The 14,305-nt window shown below is 67.9% G+C and carries 17 protein-coding genes; 15 read left to right on the top strand and 2 right to left on the bottom strand.

Features of this window, described 5'->3' with window-relative positions; all coding sequences use genetic code 11:
- Positions 1-36: 36 nt before the first annotated feature.
- Entirely contained in the window at positions 37-354 is a 318-nt protein-coding gene (locus U5914_RS12975) for a hypothetical protein (RefSeq protein WP_336136196.1), read from the top strand.
- 44 nt (positions 355-398) lie between these two features.
- Here U5914_RS12975 and U5914_RS12970 read toward each other — a convergent pair whose 3' ends face one another.
- The gene (locus tag U5914_RS12970) at positions 399-1,220 is read right to left on the bottom strand and encodes a pantoate kinase (RefSeq protein WP_336136195.1); all 822 of its coding nucleotides are present in this window, start codon (positions 1,218-1,220) and stop codon (positions 399-401) included.
- A 132-nt stretch (positions 1,221-1,352) separates the two neighbouring features.
- Here U5914_RS12970 and U5914_RS12965 point away from each other — a divergent pair, with 132 nt between their 5' ends.
- The 10 genes from U5914_RS12965 to U5914_RS12920 all read left to right on the top strand — a co-directional run bounded on the left by U5914_RS12965 (position 1,353) and on the right by U5914_RS12920 (position 10,839).
- A complete protein-coding gene (locus U5914_RS12965) occupies positions 1,353-2,474 on the top strand; it encodes a monovalent cation/H+ antiporter subunit E (protein WP_336136194.1) in 1,122 nt (373 codons plus the stop codon).
- On the top strand, positions 2,475-2,744 hold the full coding sequence (locus tag U5914_RS12960; protein ID WP_336136193.1) for a cation:proton antiporter: 270 nt from the start codon (positions 2,475-2,477) through the stop codon (positions 2,742-2,744). It abuts the gene before it with no gap.
- Positions 2,741-3,058, top strand: coding sequence for a monovalent cation/H(+) antiporter subunit G (gene mnhG / locus U5914_RS12955; protein WP_336136192.1), 318 nt, complete (start codon positions 2,741-2,743; stop codon positions 3,056-3,058). Before U5914_RS12960 ends, mnhG begins: the two co-directional genes overlap by 4 nt.
- A complete protein-coding gene (locus tag U5914_RS12950; protein ID WP_336136191.1) occupies positions 3,055-3,612 on the top strand; it encodes a DUF4040 domain-containing protein in 558 nt (185 codons plus the stop codon). Before mnhG ends, U5914_RS12950 begins: the two co-directional genes overlap by 4 nt.
- Positions 3,609-4,073, top strand: a complete 465-nt coding sequence (locus U5914_RS12945) for an MnhB domain-containing protein (RefSeq protein WP_336136190.1) — start codon at positions 3,609-3,611, stop codon at positions 4,071-4,073. The genes U5914_RS12950 and U5914_RS12945 overlap by 4 nt, the downstream gene beginning before the upstream one ends.
- Before the next feature lie 8 nt (positions 4,074-4,081).
- The gene (locus U5914_RS12940; protein ID WP_336136189.1) at positions 4,082-4,456 is read left to right on the top strand and encodes a cation:proton antiporter subunit C; all 375 of its coding nucleotides are present in this window, start codon (positions 4,082-4,084) and stop codon (positions 4,454-4,456) included.
- Positions 4,449-5,963, top strand: a complete 1,515-nt coding sequence (locus U5914_RS12935) for a proton-conducting transporter transmembrane domain-containing protein (RefSeq protein ID WP_336136188.1) — start codon at positions 4,449-4,451, stop codon at positions 5,961-5,963. The genes U5914_RS12940 and U5914_RS12935 overlap by 8 nt, the downstream gene beginning before the upstream one ends.
- Entirely contained in the window at positions 5,960-7,906 is a 1,947-nt protein-coding gene (locus U5914_RS12930) for a proton-conducting transporter transmembrane domain-containing protein (protein WP_336136187.1), read from the top strand. The genes U5914_RS12935 and U5914_RS12930 overlap by 4 nt, the downstream gene beginning before the upstream one ends.
- Positions 7,903-9,696, top strand: a complete 1,794-nt coding sequence (locus U5914_RS12925; protein WP_336136186.1) for a Na(+)/H(+) antiporter subunit D — start codon at positions 7,903-7,905, stop codon at positions 9,694-9,696. The genes U5914_RS12930 and U5914_RS12925 overlap by 4 nt, the downstream gene beginning before the upstream one ends.
- Before the next feature lie 72 nt (positions 9,697-9,768).
- Positions 9,769-10,839 carry an NADH:flavin oxidoreductase/NADH oxidase gene (locus U5914_RS12920; RefSeq protein WP_336136185.1) on the top strand — a complete coding sequence of 357 codons (1,071 nt, stop codon included), beginning with the start codon at positions 9,769-9,771 and terminating at the stop codon, positions 10,837-10,839.
- A gap of 197 nt (positions 10,840-11,036) precedes the next feature.
- On the opposite strand, the gene pth2 is transcribed toward U5914_RS12920, so the two are convergent.
- A complete protein-coding gene (gene pth2, locus U5914_RS12915) occupies positions 11,037-11,375 on the bottom strand; it encodes a peptidyl-tRNA hydrolase Pth2 (RefSeq protein ID WP_336136184.1) in 339 nt (112 codons plus the stop codon).
- A gap of 93 nt (positions 11,376-11,468) precedes the next feature.
- On the opposite strand from pth2, the gene U5914_RS12910 reads away from it, so the two are divergent.
- The 4 genes from U5914_RS12910 to U5914_RS12895 are packed head-to-tail and all read left to right on the top strand — an operon-like array spanning position 11,469 to position 14,304.
- Positions 11,469-12,086, top strand: coding sequence for a YIP1 family protein (locus U5914_RS12910; RefSeq protein WP_336136183.1), 618 nt, complete (start codon positions 11,469-11,471; stop codon positions 12,084-12,086).
- A gap of 45 nt (positions 12,087-12,131) precedes the next feature.
- On the top strand, positions 12,132-12,728 hold the full coding sequence (gene dcd, locus U5914_RS12905; protein ID WP_336136182.1) for a dCTP deaminase: 597 nt from the start codon (positions 12,132-12,134) through the stop codon (positions 12,726-12,728).
- On the top strand, positions 12,725-13,621 hold the full coding sequence (locus U5914_RS12900) for a thiamine-phosphate synthase family protein (RefSeq protein WP_336136181.1): 897 nt from the start codon (positions 12,725-12,727) through the stop codon (positions 13,619-13,621). The genes dcd and U5914_RS12900 overlap by 4 nt, the downstream gene beginning before the upstream one ends.
- Positions 13,618-14,304 (top strand): class I SAM-dependent methyltransferase, encoded by a 687-nt coding sequence (locus U5914_RS12895; protein WP_418766763.1) that lies wholly within the window; start codon positions 13,618-13,620, stop codon positions 14,302-14,304. The genes U5914_RS12900 and U5914_RS12895 overlap by 4 nt, the downstream gene beginning before the upstream one ends.
- Position 14,305 lies beyond the last annotated feature (1 nt).

Here is a 14,305-nt window from a genome sequence, read left to right as displayed (position 1 = left end):
GCCCTTTTGCCCACGCCACGCATCCGTTCGTCCGTAATGACGAAAACAGCAATCCTGATTCTGGCGGGGACGGACGGACACGAGAACTCCGGTCGCATCTTCAACGCGCTGGAGGCTGCCAAGGAGTTCATCGAGGCCGGCGACGAGGTCGAGGTAATCTTCGACGGCGCCGCGACCCAGTGGGTCGAACTGCTCGAAGACCCCGACCACGATTACCACGAACTCTACTCGGCGGTCAATGACAACATCGGCGTCTGTGACTTCTGTTCCGGCGCCTTCGGTGCCGAGGAGGCCGTCGACGACTCCGGACTCGTCGTCCTCGACGAATACGACGGCCACCCGAGCATGAAGTAGCTCGTCGACGACGGCTACGAAGTCATCACGTTCTAGCGGCCATTCTATAACAGGTGCGCGCCGGCGGGATGGACGCCACACCGCTCGGCGTCGTAGCCGGCATCGCTGAGGCCGCTGCCGAGCGCGAAGGCCGTCTCGCCGAGCATCGCCATCGAAGCCTCGCCGCCTTCGTCCGCCACGTCCTGAATCGCCCGCCGGAGTTGCGGCGTCAGCAGGTCGGCCTCGCGGGCGAAGCGCCGGGAGGCGTGCATGAACGTCTCCAGCGTCGGCTCGGCGACGAGTTGGGAGAGCGCCTGCTTGCCGGCGGCGGTCAGTTCCGCGGTGTCGCCACCGATGACCTCCTCGGTGGGGAGTTCGCCGAAGGTGACGTACTCGATATCGCGGCGGGCGGGAATCCCGTCCATCGTGCCGTACTGTGGTGCGCCGGGGTCGAGCCGGATGGGGAAGCCGCCGCGGGCCTGCCCGACCACGTCGCCGAGGCCGGTGCCCGCCTGTACCTCCGCGCCGTGGGCGATGGTGACGAGTTCGTTCTCCGAGAGGCCGCGGTCGAAGGCGTCGTTGGCCGCCAGCGCCGTCCCCAAGGCGAGCGCGCCGGAGACGCCGAACCCGGAACCGAGCGGCAGGTCGGTCTCGGCGACGACGCGCGCGTCCGTCCGGAGCGCGCCCAGTACCCGGTCGACCGCCTCGATGTCGAGTCCCTCGCCGTTGAGTTCGAGGCCGTCGCCGGGTTCGACCCGGACCGTCACACCCTCCGCGAGCGCGATGCCGGCGCCCCGTGACCCGGCTTTCGTCGGGTCTTCGTCGGGGTGGGCGCTGAAAAAGCCCGTGATGTGGCCGGGAACGAACGCGCGTGCCGACTGGGTCATGTCACGGCCTCCGGGGGCCGCCGATTTAAGCCTTCTTCGACGCCTCGGCCGGGATGTAGGGTGTCTGCGGTCCCGTCCGGAAGATAAACCGTTTTGATGCGGGTGGTGAAATACAATGGATAGTGACTAGCCGTGCCTGATGCAACCCCCGAGACGGATGCAAGCGGTGCGGTGCTCGTTCCCGTCGGCCAGTCGGTCACGCTACGGCAGACGGTCGGCTACGCCGTCGACGTCGCGCTGGAGGCCGACGACCCGCGCCTCCACTTCGTCGCGCCGGTCGCGTGGCACGACATCGGCGATGTCGGTGCCGACGTCTACGCCGAGACCGAGGCGTTCCTCGAACGGGTCGAGGTCTGGGCCCGCGAGGACGCCGGCGACGCTTCGATAACCATCGAAACGTCGCTCATCGGGACCGACGAGTACCTGTTCAGCCCGGACGATTACGCCCGCGTCATCGCGGGCTACGCCGCTGACCACGATCTCTCGGAGGTCGTCGTCGACCCCGAATACAGCCCCGGCGGTAACCTCCCGCTGTTGCGCCCGATGGAGGTCGACCTCGTCAGACGGGGCCTGACCGTTCAGGAAGCGCTGGTCGACCGGCAGACCCGCCGCGCGCGACTGACCCGTCCCGGCGGCCTCATGCAGTTCGGCATCCTCTTCGTGGTCGCCTTTGCCTTCTATCAGCTACTCGGCGGCTTCAAGATCGCCAGCGGCGACAGCTACGACCTCTACTACGAACTCGTGACCGGCGCGCTCTCGGCCGGCATCGTCGCGGGCGCGCTCCACCGCATCTCGCTTTCCGAGCGACCGAGGGTGGGTCGCCTCCTCAAACAGAGCGTCCGCCTCGTGCTCTACGTGCCGTATCTGCTCTACGAAATCGTCGTGGCGAACATCGCCATCACCTACATCATCCTCCATCCGAAGATGCCAATCGAACCCCGAATGACCCGCGTTCGCGCGGCGGTCGGCGACAGCGTCGCGCTGACGACGCTGGCCAACAGCATCACGCTCACGCCCGGGACGCTCACCGTCCAGTCCGACGGACAGGACCTCTACGTCCACGCGCTGTTCGAAAGCGCCCGGGAGGGCCTCTTCGACGGCGCGCTCGAACGCGCCGTTCGCTTCGCCTTCTACGGCCGGTCGTCGGCCGCCATCGCCTCGCCGCGCGAACGGGACGACTGCGAGATACTCCAGCACCCCGAGGAGGAAGCCGACGAAGCGGCGGCTGACGACGCCGAGGAGGGCGATAGCTGAATGCTCGAAACCGCCTTCCTCGCGACGGCGGCGGCGCTGGTCGTCCTCGCCATCGTCGTCCTCTACCGTGCGGTCAAGGGGCCGACGATGCAGGACCGCGTCGTCGCGGTCAACGTCCTCGGCACGAACACCGTCGTCATCCTCGCGTTGCTCGCGGTGGCGCTGGACACCGAGTCGTTCCTCGATATCGCGCTGGTCTACGCCCTGCTGAACTTCCTGATGGCCATCGCCATCTCCAAGTTCACCGTCAAGCGAGGTGACGTGATATGAACGACATCCGACTGGGCGTCATCGTCGCGCTGCTCGCGGGCGGCGTCTTCTTCACGTTCGTCTCCGCCGTGGGCGTCATCCGACTGCCCGACGTCTACTCGCGGGCCCACACCGCCTCCCAGACGGACACCCTCGGCGCCGGCCTCGTCGTCGGCGCCGTCGTCCTTGCGTACGGCTTCGAGACGGAGGTCATCAAGGCGGTCCTCCTGCTGGTGTTCATCTTCATCACGAACCCGACGGCGGCCCACGCCGTCGCGCGGGCGGCCTACGAGGAGGGCATCGAACCGTGGACGGAGGGGGACGAGCGCCGATGAGTCTCGTCGGCTTCGCCCTCGCCGGGTTCGTCATCGTGACCGCCGTCGCGACCGCCCTGCTGCGGGACACGCTGGCGGCCATCATCGTCTTCGCCGCCTACAGCCTCGGGATGGCGCTGTTCTACTCGCTTCTACTCGCGCCGGACGTCGGCCTCACGGAGGCCGCCATCGGCGCCGGCGTGACGACCATCCTGTTGCTTCTGACCATCGCCAAGACCTCCCGGCCGGCCGAGGGGGTCGTCCTCGCGGACATCAACTGGCCCGCCGCGACGGTGTCGGTCGGGCTGGCGGCGGTGCTGCTGTTCGTGGTCGGCACCATCCCCGCCGAGAACTTCCTCGGCGGGGTCACGCCCGTCACCGGCGCGGCCGGCACGCCCGGCGAGTCGGTGTCGGCGTACTATCTGGCGGCGGCCTACACGGACACCGGCGTCCACAACACGGTGACGGCCGTCCTCGCGGCCTACCGTGGCTTCGACACCTTCGGCGAGGCGGTCGTCGTCTTCTCGGCCGGCGTCGCCGTTCTCGTCGTCCTACGCAAGGAGGTGTTCGCATGAGCCAACAGGACCCCGAGGCACCCTACACGGAAAGCGAGATAATCATGACTGCCGTCCGGGTGGTGACCCCGTTCATCCTCACCTACGGCCTCTTCATGACCTTCCACGGCGCGGACACGCCGGGCGGCGGCTTCCAGGGCGGCGCCCTGGTCGGCGTCGTCGTCCTCATGCTCGCGTTCGCCTTCGGCGCGGAACCGACCCGCGAGTGGGTCGGCAACGACGCCATCACCGGCCTCGCCGCGGGCGGCGTCGTCGTCTTCGTGGGCGTCGGCCTCGGCGCGCTCGCGTACGGCGGCCAGTTCCTCGAATACGGCCGCTACGCGCCGCTTCTCGGCGAGAAGGCCACCAAGTACGGCATGGAGGCCATCGAGATCGGCGGCGTCGCCGCCATCGTCTCGGGCGTCATCATGGGGCTGTTCTTCCTGACGGCCGCCGGCTTCAATGGGGGTGAGGAGGCGTGATTCCCGAGATGCCCCTGTTCGTCGACGCGTTGACGACCCGGTACGCCTACGCCACCTTCGCGGTCCTGCTTTCGGTCGGCCTCTACATGATGATCGCCAGTCCGAACCTCGTCAAGAAGATAATCGGCCTGAACCTCTTTCAGAGCGCCATATTCCTGTTCTTCGTGGCGATGGCCTACGTACAGGGCGGGTCGGTTCCCGTCATCCCCTCGGAGGGCGGTGCGGTCGGCGAGTACGCCAGCCCCCTGCCACAGGTCATCGTGCTGACCGCCATCGTCGTCGGCGTCAGCCTGACCGCGGTCGCGCTGGCGCTCATCATCCGCATCTACTCGGCGTACGGCACGCTCGACGAGGACACCATCCGGGAGGTGGCCGATGAGTAACATCGAACTGCCGCTGCTCATCGCGGTCCCCATCCTGCTGTCGACGCTGCCGCTACTGTTGGGCCTGCGATTCGAGAAGGTCGGCTGGCCCATCGCGGTCATCGGCGCCCTCGTCAACGCCGGCCTCGTCGCCACCGTCGGCCAGCGTGTCGCCACCGAGGGCCGTCTCGTCCACAGCCTCGGCGGCTATCCGCGCCAGTACGGCATCGAACTGGTCGCCGACCAGTTCTCGGTCGTCGTCGCCGCCCTCATCGTCGTCGTCACGCTCGTCGTCCTCGGCTACGCCCGGACGGCGGGCCCGCGACGCAACAGCTTCTATAGCATCTTCCTGCTGCTGTTCGGCGGTCTGCTCGGCGTCTCGCTGACCGGCGACGTGTTCAACCTGTTCGTCTTCCTCGAGATTACGGGGCTGGCGACCTACGCGCTGGTCGCCTCGGACCGCTCGCCGGACGCGGCGCTGGCCTCCCTGAAGTACCTCATCGTCGGGACCGCCGGCGCCTCGCTGTATCTGGTCGGCGTCGGCTTCCTGCTGGTGGCGACGGGCACGCTGAACATGGTCGAACTCTCGGTGGCCATCGCCGACTTCGCGGGCTACCGCAACCCGCTTATCGTCGCCGCCTTCGCGTTCATCGCCGTCGGCCTCTCGGTCAAGGCCGCGGTCTTCCCGCTGCATACGTGGATGCCCGATGCCTACGCCGAATCGCCCGATACCGTCACCGCCTACATCTCCGGGCTGGTGTCGACGGTCGGCGCCTATGCCATCGCCCGCCTCATCTACACCGTCTTCACGCCCGCCTTCTTCGAGGCGGTGCCGCTGGCCCGCCGCGCCCTCGTGGCCGCGGGGACGGTCAGCATCCTCGCCGGTTCGATACTCGCCGTCATGCAGTCCGACGTGAAACGGATGTTCGCCTACTCCTCGGTCGCCCAGTTCGGGATGATAATCGCCGCCTTCGGCCTCGCGACCGAGCAGGCGCTTATCGGCGCCGTCATCCATCTGGTCGGCCACGGAATCATGAAGACCGGCCTGTTCCTCGCCGTCGGCGTGCTGTCGAGCGCCTACGGCGTCCGCGCCGTCTCGAAGTACGCCAACCTCGGCTACCGCTCGCCGGTCACCGTCGCCGCGATGGGCATCCTCTTGCTCTCGCTGGTCGGAATCCCGCCATCTATCGGGTTCCTCGGCAAGTGGTACATCGCCTGGGGCGCCGTCGAAGCCGGCACGCCAATCGTCGCGGGCGTCATCTTCCTCAGCACGCTGCTGACGCTGCTGTACGCCGCACGCCTGCTGGAGACGCTCTACTTCCGACCGGCCGAGGGCGTCGAGGGCGCCGTCGCCGCCGACGCGTCGCTGCGCTCGGATGGCGGCGCCGACATCGCCGACGCTGACCCCTCGGTGTCCTTCGGTACGGTTCTCGCGGCCGTCGTGATGGCCGTCCTCGCCGTCGGCCTCGGATTCGCCGCACCGACCCTCGAGACGTTCCTCGAACCCTTCCTGGAGGCTGTTCTATGATAGACGACCCACGTCCCCTGTTCGCCGTGTTGGTGTCGCTCGTCGCGATGTTCGGCATCTTCGCCGCCCATCGCCGGCCGAATGTCCGTGAAGCCGTGACCATCGTCGCCGCCGTCACGAAGTTCGGCATCGTCGCCTCGATGGTGCCCGGCGTGCTGGACGGCGAAACCTACGTCTTCTCGGCCGGTGCCTTCGTCGCGGGCATCGAGTTCGTCCTCCGGGCCGACCCGCTGGGGACGCTCTTCGCGATGCTCGCCAGCCTGCTGTGGATAATCACCTCCTTCTACAGCATCGGCTACATGCGCGGCCTCGAGGAGCACGGCCAGACCCGATATTTCGCCTCCTTCGCGGCTTCGCTGGCGGCGACGATGGGCATCGCCTTCGCCGGCAACCTCGTCACTATCTTCGTCTTCTATGAGTTGCTCTCGGTGGCGACCTACCCGCTGGTCGCCCACGACGAGACCGACGAGGCCCGCTCGGCCGGCCGCAAGTACCTCGCCTACACCATGTTCGGCGGCGGCGTCCTCGTGCTGGCGGGGACGGTCATGGTCTACTGGCTGACGACGATGGTCGGCACCGGGACGGTGACCTTCACCGCCGGCGGCATCGAGCAACTGGCGACGATGGCCAACGAGGACGAGACGCTCGTCCAGATAGCCTACCTCCTGCTCGCGGTCGGCTTCGGCGTCAAGGCCGGCCTGATGCCGCTGCACCAGTGGCTCCCCGTCGCGATGGTCGCGCCGACGCCCGTCTCCGGCCTGCTGCACGCCGTCGCGGTCGTCAAATCGGGCGCCTTCGGCGTCGCGCGGGTGACCCTCCACGTCTTCGGCCCCGAGGTGGCCTACCAGATCGGGATGGGGCTGGTCATTTCCTCGCTCGCCGCGTTCACCCTGCTTGCGGCCTCCTTCATCGCGCTCCGGAAGGACCACCTCAAACAGCGGCTGGCCTATTCGACGGTCTCACAGCTCAGCTACATCGTCCTCGGGCTGGGTATCTTCGGCTGGCACGGCCTCGTCGGCGCGCTGTTGCACATCCCCGCCCACGCGTTCATGAAGCTCACCCTGTTCTTCTGTGCGGGGGCCATCCACGTCGAGACCCACACCGACCACATCTCGAAGATGGCCGGAATTGGCAAGCGGATGCCCGTAACCCTGGGTGCGTTCGCGCTCGCGGCCGCGGGGATGGCCGGCATCCCGCTTTTCGCCGGCTTCGTCTCGAAGTACTACATGGTCATCGGCGGCGTCGAGATGGGGCTGGCTTTCACGCCGGTCGGCTACTATCTCGCCGGCGCGCTGCTCGTCTCGGGCGTCCTCAACATCGCCTACTTCTGGCCGGTCGTCTACATGGCCTTCTTCGAGGCCGAGGACGACCACGACGCCAAGCCGCTGGTCGATTTCGCACCCGGCGGCGAACGGCGGTCGATTCTGGCCGAAACCGACGGAGGGGCGCCTATCGACGACGCCGAAGACGCCGAAGACGACGAAGATGACGAAGACGAACGCGACATCGACGTCGACCCCGCGGACCTCCAGCCTGACTTCTCCGGCGAGTCGGTCGAACGCGACTACAGCCAGCCCGCACCGCGCGTCGAGGGTGAATACGCCGTCGACCAGAACCCCAGCGACCACTCGGTACCCGAGGACGAGGACGCGGAGGCAGATGCCGACCCCACGGCCGACGAGACCGTCGATGGTCACGAGTCGGACGTCCACGAACACCAGGACCACCATCACCACGAGGGGCCGCCGGCCGGCGGCTGGCAGCGCCTCTCGCCGCGTGAAGCCCTCCTCGGACGGGAGACGACGTGGTTCATGCTCGGACCCATCCTCGCGGCGGTGACCGGCGCCATCGTTCTCGGTGTCGTCCCCTCCGAGGCCGTCTTCCTCGACCTCATCGAGGTCATCGTCGATGGCGTCCTCCAGGGCACGGAGGTGGCACGATGATAGAGTCCATCCCGCCGTTCGCGTACGTCCTGCTTGCGGCCTTCGCGGTCGCCGTCCTCCCGCGACTGCCGGGGCATCTCGTCGCCGCTGCCTCGACTGCGGCGGTCGGCGTGCAGGCGCTCCTGCTGGAGAACGGGACGTTCATCGACACCCGATTCCTCGGCTTCGATGTCGTCTTCCTCAACGTCGACGACCCCGCCCGCCTTGTTGCGGTCGCCGTCTCCATCCTCGCGACCGCCGCCGTGGTCTACGCCTACGAGACCGAGGCGACGCCCGTCCAGACGGCCTTCGCGATGAGCTACGTCGCCAGCACCGTCGGCGCCGTCTTCGCCGGCGACTGGCTGACGCTACTCTTCTTCTGGGAACTGATGGCCGTCACCTCGACGCTGCTTGTCTGGCACTACGGCGGCGAGGCGGTCCGGGCCGGCTACCGCTACGCGCTGTATCACGGCACCGGCGGCACCATCCTGCTGGCGGCGGTCGTCGTCCACTTCGTCGAGGTCGGGTCGTTCCGCTACGACGCGACGGTCGGCATCGCCGAGGCCGCCGTCCCGCTGGCGGCTATCGGCATCGGCATCAACTGCGGGTTCATCTTCCTGCACTCGTGGCTGCCCGATACCTACCCGCGACCGCACGTCGCGGCCTCGGTCTTCCTGTCGGTGTTCACCACGAAAATCGCCGCCTACACCATGTACCGGGCGTTCCCGGAGGGCGCGATGTGGCTCGCCTATCTCGGCGGCGCGATGGCCGTCTACGGCGCCTTCTTCGCGCTGCTGCAGTACGACCCCCGGCGCCTGCTGTCCTACCACATCCAGGCGCAGGTCGGCTACATCCTCGCGGGCATCGGTCTCGGCACCGAAGTCGCCATCGCCGGCGGCCTCGCCCACCTGTTCAACAACATCCTTTATAAGGCACTGCTGTTCATGGCGGTCGGCGTCGTCGTCTACCGCACCGGCGAGGAGAACATCAAGAACCTTGGCGGCCTCTGGAACGTGATGCCGCTGGCCTTCCTCGCGTACCTGCTCGGGGCGGTCTCCATTACGGCCGTCCCCGGCACCAACGGCTTCGTCTCGAAGGGGATGATTCTCGACGAGGCCCACCACATCCACAACCTCGAGTTCGGCATCGAGGGCTTCGCCTACGGCGACGCCCTCTGGTGGCTCCTCCTCCTCGGGGCTGTCGGGACGTTCATGTCCTTCATCAAGTTGGGCTACTACATGTTCTTCCACGGCGACAACACCGCCGAACCGGCCGACGCCACGCCCGGCCAGACCGTCGCGATGCTCACCGTCGGCGGCTTCTGTCTGCTCTTCGGCCTCATGCCCGGCCTGCTCTTCGAGTTGCTGCCGTTCACCGACCTGCTCGTCGAGGAACTCCACCCCTACAGCACGGGCCACCTTACCGAGGGCATCGTCCTGCTGGTCGTCGGCTTCGTCGGCTTCTTCAGCCTCAAGGGGCCGCTGGCCCGCATCGCGTGGCTCCCGGACGTCGACCGCGTCGTCTTCCCCGCCGGCTTCTATCTGGGCCGGTGGCTGACGTGGGGCGTCACCGAACTGTGGGCCGCCGTCGACCGCGTCGTGATGGCGACCGCGGGCGCCTCGATGCGGGTCGGCGCCGACCCCGGCCGCTACGCCTACCGCACCGCCGAGCGCGTTCCCGGCGTCGACGCCGCCGAACTCCCCGAGGGCCGCGAGGAGGGAACCCTCCGCCTCCGGGCCTCCGCCGGAACGAGCGTCTTCCTGCTGACCTTCGCCCTGCTGGTCGGGCTGACCGCGCTCGTCTTCCTGTAGCCGAGTGCGGCCCCCGACTCGGCGGTATCCGGGAAGCAAAGCGTCTTTTGAACGGGAATCGAACGTCCAGTAATGCATCTCTTTACGCCGTTCGAGGTCCGGAACGTGACCGCACGGAACCGCGTGATGGTCTCGCCGATGTGTCAGTACTCCTGTGACACCGACGGCCTCGCCACCGACTGGCATCAGGTCCACCTCGGCAGTCGGGCATCCGGCGGCGCCGGCATCGTCATGGCCGAGGCGACGGCGGTCACGCCCCGGGGCCGCATCTCGCCCCACGACCTCGGCATCTGGAGCAACGACCACGCCGAAGCCCTCGAATCGACCACCGAATTCATCAAATCACAGGGCGCGACGCCGGCCATCCAGTTGGCTCACGCCGGACGGAAGGCCTCGACCGAACGCCCCGGCGACGGCGGCGGGCCGGTCCACGACGACCGCGGCTGGACGCCCGTCGGGCCCACCGAAACGCCGTGGCCCCACGACGAACCTCTCGAAACGGAACGCCTCGATACCGATGGCATCGCGCGAATCGTCGACGCCTTCGTCGACGCTGCCCTTCGCTCTCTCGACGCCGGCTTCGAGATTCTCGAAATCCACGCCGCCCACGGCTACCTCCTCCACGAGTTCCTCTCGCCCGTGACGAACACCCGTGAGGACCAGTACGGCGGCAGTTTCGAGAACCGGACGCGCCTGCTCCGGGAGGTCGTCGCGGGCGTCCGCAACGAGGTTCCCGAGGGAACGCCGCTTTTCGTCCGCATCTCGGCGACCGACTGGCTCCCGGACCGCGACTCGTGGACGGTCGGCGATTCAGCCCGTCTCGCGCGGGACCTCGAACCGCTCGGCGTCGACCTCATCGACGTGAGTGCCGGCGCGATTCACCCCGACCAACAGATTCCCGAGACTGGCCCGCACTTTCAGGTACCCTACGCCGAGCGAGTCGGCGAAAGCGGCATGCCGGTTGGCGCCGTCGGCAAGATTACGACACCCGAGGGCGCCGACGCCATCATCGGAAACGACCGTGCCGACCTCGCCGTCATCGGGCGCGAACACCTCCGGGACCCCTACTTCGCGATTCGAGCGGCCCAAGAGTTGGGGCACGAAGCACCCATCCCGCGGCAGTATTACCGCGGGTTCAACTAACCGTCAGCATACGGCGCGCGAAGCGCGCCGTTTCCCCGGACGCGAACGAAGTGAGCGTCCGGTAGCGCGCGACGACTACCGCGGCGCCGTCAGGCGCCGCGACAGGAGGAGCGCGCGCATATTTTCCCCACGTTTTTGCCGCGGAGGCGGGTTCGGCGCCTTGCGCGCCGAATCGCCGGAGCGTGCAAAAAGTGGGTTTAGAAGAGAGAGAGGTCTCCGGTCACCTTGTCGACGACGTTCTCGGGGCCGGGACCGACGGCCAGCGCCGTGACGGTGCCGGGTTCCAGTTGTGTGTGGCCGGCATCGCGGACGAGCGCGTAGGGGAGGCCCTCGCGACGGGCCGTGTCGGCCAGTTCCTGTAGCTGGCTCTCGCTCTTTCCTTTAAGTACGATTTTCTTCTGGCCGCCGGATTTCCACGACGATTGCGTGCTCGAATCGGCGTCCTCGTAGGCCTGCAGCGAGGCGTGTGCGACCTGTGCGGCGAGTTTGCCCTTCCCCATCCCGATGTCGGTGCGGGCGACGATGGCCTGTTTCATATCGAGGCGTGGGGCCGAGAGGGACAAAAGCAGGCCGGTTGGCGGGCACGCGGCCGTGGGCTTTTATATGGGGCGGCCAGCAAACCGCATCCGATGGCCCTCCACGCCCTCCGGGACCTGCTCGTGTCCCCGAGAGACTTCTTCGAATCGCGCCGCCCGGAATCGCTCGCGTTGCCCGCCGTCGGCGCCATCCTGCTGGTGGCGGTCGTCACCGCGGTCGGCCTGTGGGCGGTGATGCAACTCGCGCTCGTCGACCTCCCGCCCGAGGGGCGCCGCGCGTTCCGGCGCGTGTTCGGGACGGTCCTCGTCGTCCTCCCCATCGTCATGCTCGTCAGTTGGGCGATTCTCGCCGGCGTCGTCCACCTCCTCGTCCGCGGCGACGCCACCGAGGCGACCTACGGTAGGACCTTCGGGGTCGTCGGCATCGCCGCGCTTCTGGAGATTCCCGCGACGATAATCGGCTTCGTGCGGGCCTACATGCTGTTCGCGTCGGTGTCGTTCTCGGACCCCCAGACCGCCCAGCGGCAACTCGAGGCGGCGGCGAGCGGCGAGGACTCGCTCGTGTTGCTCGTCTGGATCGCCGTGACGCTCTGGAAGGGCTACGTCTGGCGGGAGGGACTGGTCGGCGCCTACGACCTCCCGACCGACCGTGCGACGCTCGCCGCGGCCGCCGCCGTCGGCATCTCGCTTCTCATGGTCCTCTTCGGTTAGCCCGCATCGTTGACCTTTAAGCCCCTGAGGCCCCCCTCTCCGGGCATGATACTCTCCGATGCGGACATCCGCCGTCGCCTGACCGACGGCGACCTCGTCGTCGAACCCCTCGACGACCCCGAGTTGCAGATTCAACCGGCCAGCATCGACCTCCGACTCGGCCGGGAGTTCCTCGAGTTCCAGCGCACCAACATCCCCTGTATCCACCCCAACAGCGAACAGGAGGTCGACGAGTACGTCGACGAGACCTACGTCGAGGAGGGCGAGGACTTCATCCTCCATCCCGGCGACTTCGTGCTGGGAACGACCAAGGAGCGCGTCGAGATTCCGGCGGACCTCATCGCCCACGTCGAGGGCCGCTCGTCGCTGGGCCGCCTCGCCGTCGTCGTCCACGCGACTGCGGGCCTCTGTGACCCGGGCTACGAGGGCCAGATAACGCTCGAACTCTCGAATCTCGGCACCGCGCCGGTCGCGCTGACCCCCGAGATGCGCATCTCGCAGTTGACCTTCACCGAACTGAAAAACCCCGCCGAACGCCCCTACGGCGCCGAGCGCGGGTCGAAATATCAGGGACAGGCCGGGCCGCAGGCCTCCCGCATCCAGTCGGACGAGGAGTTCGGCGGCGAGCAACTGGACCGATGAAGTTCATCGAGGAAGTCGTCGTCGAGGAGTTCCTCCCGACGTTCCGGGCGATGCTGGCCGGCGAGTTGCGCGACCGGGACCGCACCCAAAGCGAGGTCGCCGAACTGCTCGGTATCAGCCAAAGTGCCGTCTCGAAGTACGCCCACGGCGAGGTGGAGACGAACGACGCCATCGCGGCGGACGACCGCGTTATCGAACTGGTCGACCGACTGGCCGACGGCCTCGTCTCGGGCGATATGACGCGCGTGCAGGCACTCGTCGAGACGGAGGTCCTCATCCGGAAACTGGAGCGGGGCGACCTGCTGGCGCGCCTTCACGAGGAGTCGTTCCCGCCGCTTGCCGACCACGAGGGCGCCCTCGACATCCACGACCCCGAAAGCGAGTTGCGGACCGCCGAACGCGTCCGGTCGTCGGTCCGCCGCGGCGTCCGGACCCTCGAAACCATCAGCGGATTCGCGGCCCTGATTCCGGCGGTCGGGTCGAACCTCGTTGAAGCGCTTCCCGAGGCCGAAACCATCGACGACGTCGCCGCGGTTCCGGGGCGTATCCTGGACATCAAGGGACAGGCGACGGTGCCGAGCGACCCCGAATTCGGCGTCTCCGAACACGTCGCCTCGGTCCTGCTGGCGGCCCGTGCGGCCGGCCACGACGCCCGCGCGGCACTGAACGTCCGCTACGACGAGGGCCTCGTCGAGAAGATGAACGCGGCGGGCTACGAGACCGTCGAGTTCGACGCCGAGGCGGACGTCGAGACGGCGATTGCGGACGCGCTCGCTGCCGATACCGACGCGGACGTCCTATATCAGACCGGCGGGTTCGGCGTCGAACCGGTCTGTTACATCCTCGGCGCCGACGCCTCGGCCGTCGTCGGGACCATCCGCGATATTGTCTGATGAGCGTCGCCGAGTTCTATGGCCGCTGGCCCGACTACTATGACCGCATCGCGACGGCACCCGGCGTCGGCCGCTGGCGTCGTGCGACCGCCGAGGCCGTCGCCTCGCCCGGCGATACGGTCGTCGAGATGGGCTGTGGAACCGGCGCGAACCTGCCGTATCTCCGCGAACAGGTCGGCCCCGACGGTCGGGTCGTCGGCCTCGACATCACCCCAGAACTGCTCGACCGGGCGCGGCAACGCGCTGTGGAATACGACAACGTCGAGGTGCTACGGGCCGACGCCACACGACCACCCTTTGGTGATGCCGGCACCGGTGCCGGGACCGACATCGACGCCATCGTCGGGACGTTCGTCTGTGGGATGTTCGAGGACCCGACGTCGGTCGTCGATGACTGGTGTGACATCGTCGGCAGTGGCGGCCGTATCGCGCTGCTCGATGCGACTGCGACCGAGGAGCCGCTGGGTCGGCCGCTGAACCCGCTTTTCAGAATCTTCACCGCCGTTGGAGCGCCCGGAACGACCGCGTGGGACGTGGCTCGGGCGCCGTTCGGCGGCGTCGATAGCGCCCTCTCCGAGCGGGTGGCCGCCTCGCGGCGCGCTCTCGCCGACCGGACCGTCGAACGGCGCTACGAGACGTTCGCGCTCGGCTTCGTCGGTCTGCTCTCCGGCCGGGTTCGCTAAG

The sequence above is a fragment of the Natronomonas amylolytica genome, assembly GCF_037031205.1.
Lineage (GTDB): Archaea > Halobacteriota > Halobacteria > Halobacteriales > Haloarculaceae > Natronomonas > Natronomonas amylolytica.
This window is presented reverse-complemented; position numbering and strand designations above follow the sequence as displayed.

What these genes read in the sequence shown, in the direction of transcription:
- U5914_RS12975 (WP_336136196.1), top strand. Translation starts at nt 37, where the DNA reads ATGACGAAAACAGCAATCCTGATTCTGGCGGGGACGGACGGACACGAG.
- U5914_RS12970 (WP_336136195.1), bottom strand. Translation starts at nt 1,220, where the DNA reads ATGACCCAGTCGGCACGCGCGTTCGTTCCCGGCCACATCACGGGCTTT.
- U5914_RS12960 (WP_336136193.1), top strand. Translation starts at nt 2,475, where the DNA reads ATGCTCGAAACCGCCTTCCTCGCGACGGCGGCGGCGCTGGTCGTCCTC.
- mnhG (WP_336136192.1), top strand. Translation starts at nt 2,741, where the DNA reads ATGAACGACATCCGACTGGGCGTCATCGTCGCGCTGCTCGCGGGCGGC.
- U5914_RS12950 (WP_336136191.1), top strand. Translation starts at nt 3,055, where the DNA reads ATGAGTCTCGTCGGCTTCGCCCTCGCCGGGTTCGTCATCGTGACCGCC.
- U5914_RS12945 (WP_336136190.1), top strand. Translation starts at nt 3,609, where the DNA reads ATGAGCCAACAGGACCCCGAGGCACCCTACACGGAAAGCGAGATAATC.
- U5914_RS12940 (WP_336136189.1), top strand. Translation starts at nt 4,082, where the DNA reads ATGCCCCTGTTCGTCGACGCGTTGACGACCCGGTACGCCTACGCCACC.
- U5914_RS12935 (WP_336136188.1), top strand. Translation starts at nt 4,449, where the DNA reads ATGAGTAACATCGAACTGCCGCTGCTCATCGCGGTCCCCATCCTGCTG.
- U5914_RS12930 (WP_336136187.1), top strand. Translation starts at nt 5,960, where the DNA reads ATGATAGACGACCCACGTCCCCTGTTCGCCGTGTTGGTGTCGCTCGTC.
- U5914_RS12925 (WP_336136186.1), top strand. Translation starts at nt 7,903, where the DNA reads ATGATAGAGTCCATCCCGCCGTTCGCGTACGTCCTGCTTGCGGCCTTC.
- U5914_RS12920 (WP_336136185.1), top strand. Translation starts at nt 9,769, where the DNA reads ATGCATCTCTTTACGCCGTTCGAGGTCCGGAACGTGACCGCACGGAAC.
- pth2 (WP_336136184.1), bottom strand. Translation starts at nt 11,375, where the DNA reads ATGAAACAGGCCATCGTCGCCCGCACCGACATCGGGATGGGGAAGGGC.
- U5914_RS12910 (WP_336136183.1), top strand. Translation starts at nt 11,469, where the DNA reads ATGGCCCTCCACGCCCTCCGGGACCTGCTCGTGTCCCCGAGAGACTTC.
- dcd (WP_336136182.1), top strand. Translation starts at nt 12,132, where the DNA reads ATGATACTCTCCGATGCGGACATCCGCCGTCGCCTGACCGACGGCGAC.
- U5914_RS12900 (WP_336136181.1), top strand. Translation starts at nt 12,725, where the DNA reads ATGAAGTTCATCGAGGAAGTCGTCGTCGAGGAGTTCCTCCCGACGTTC.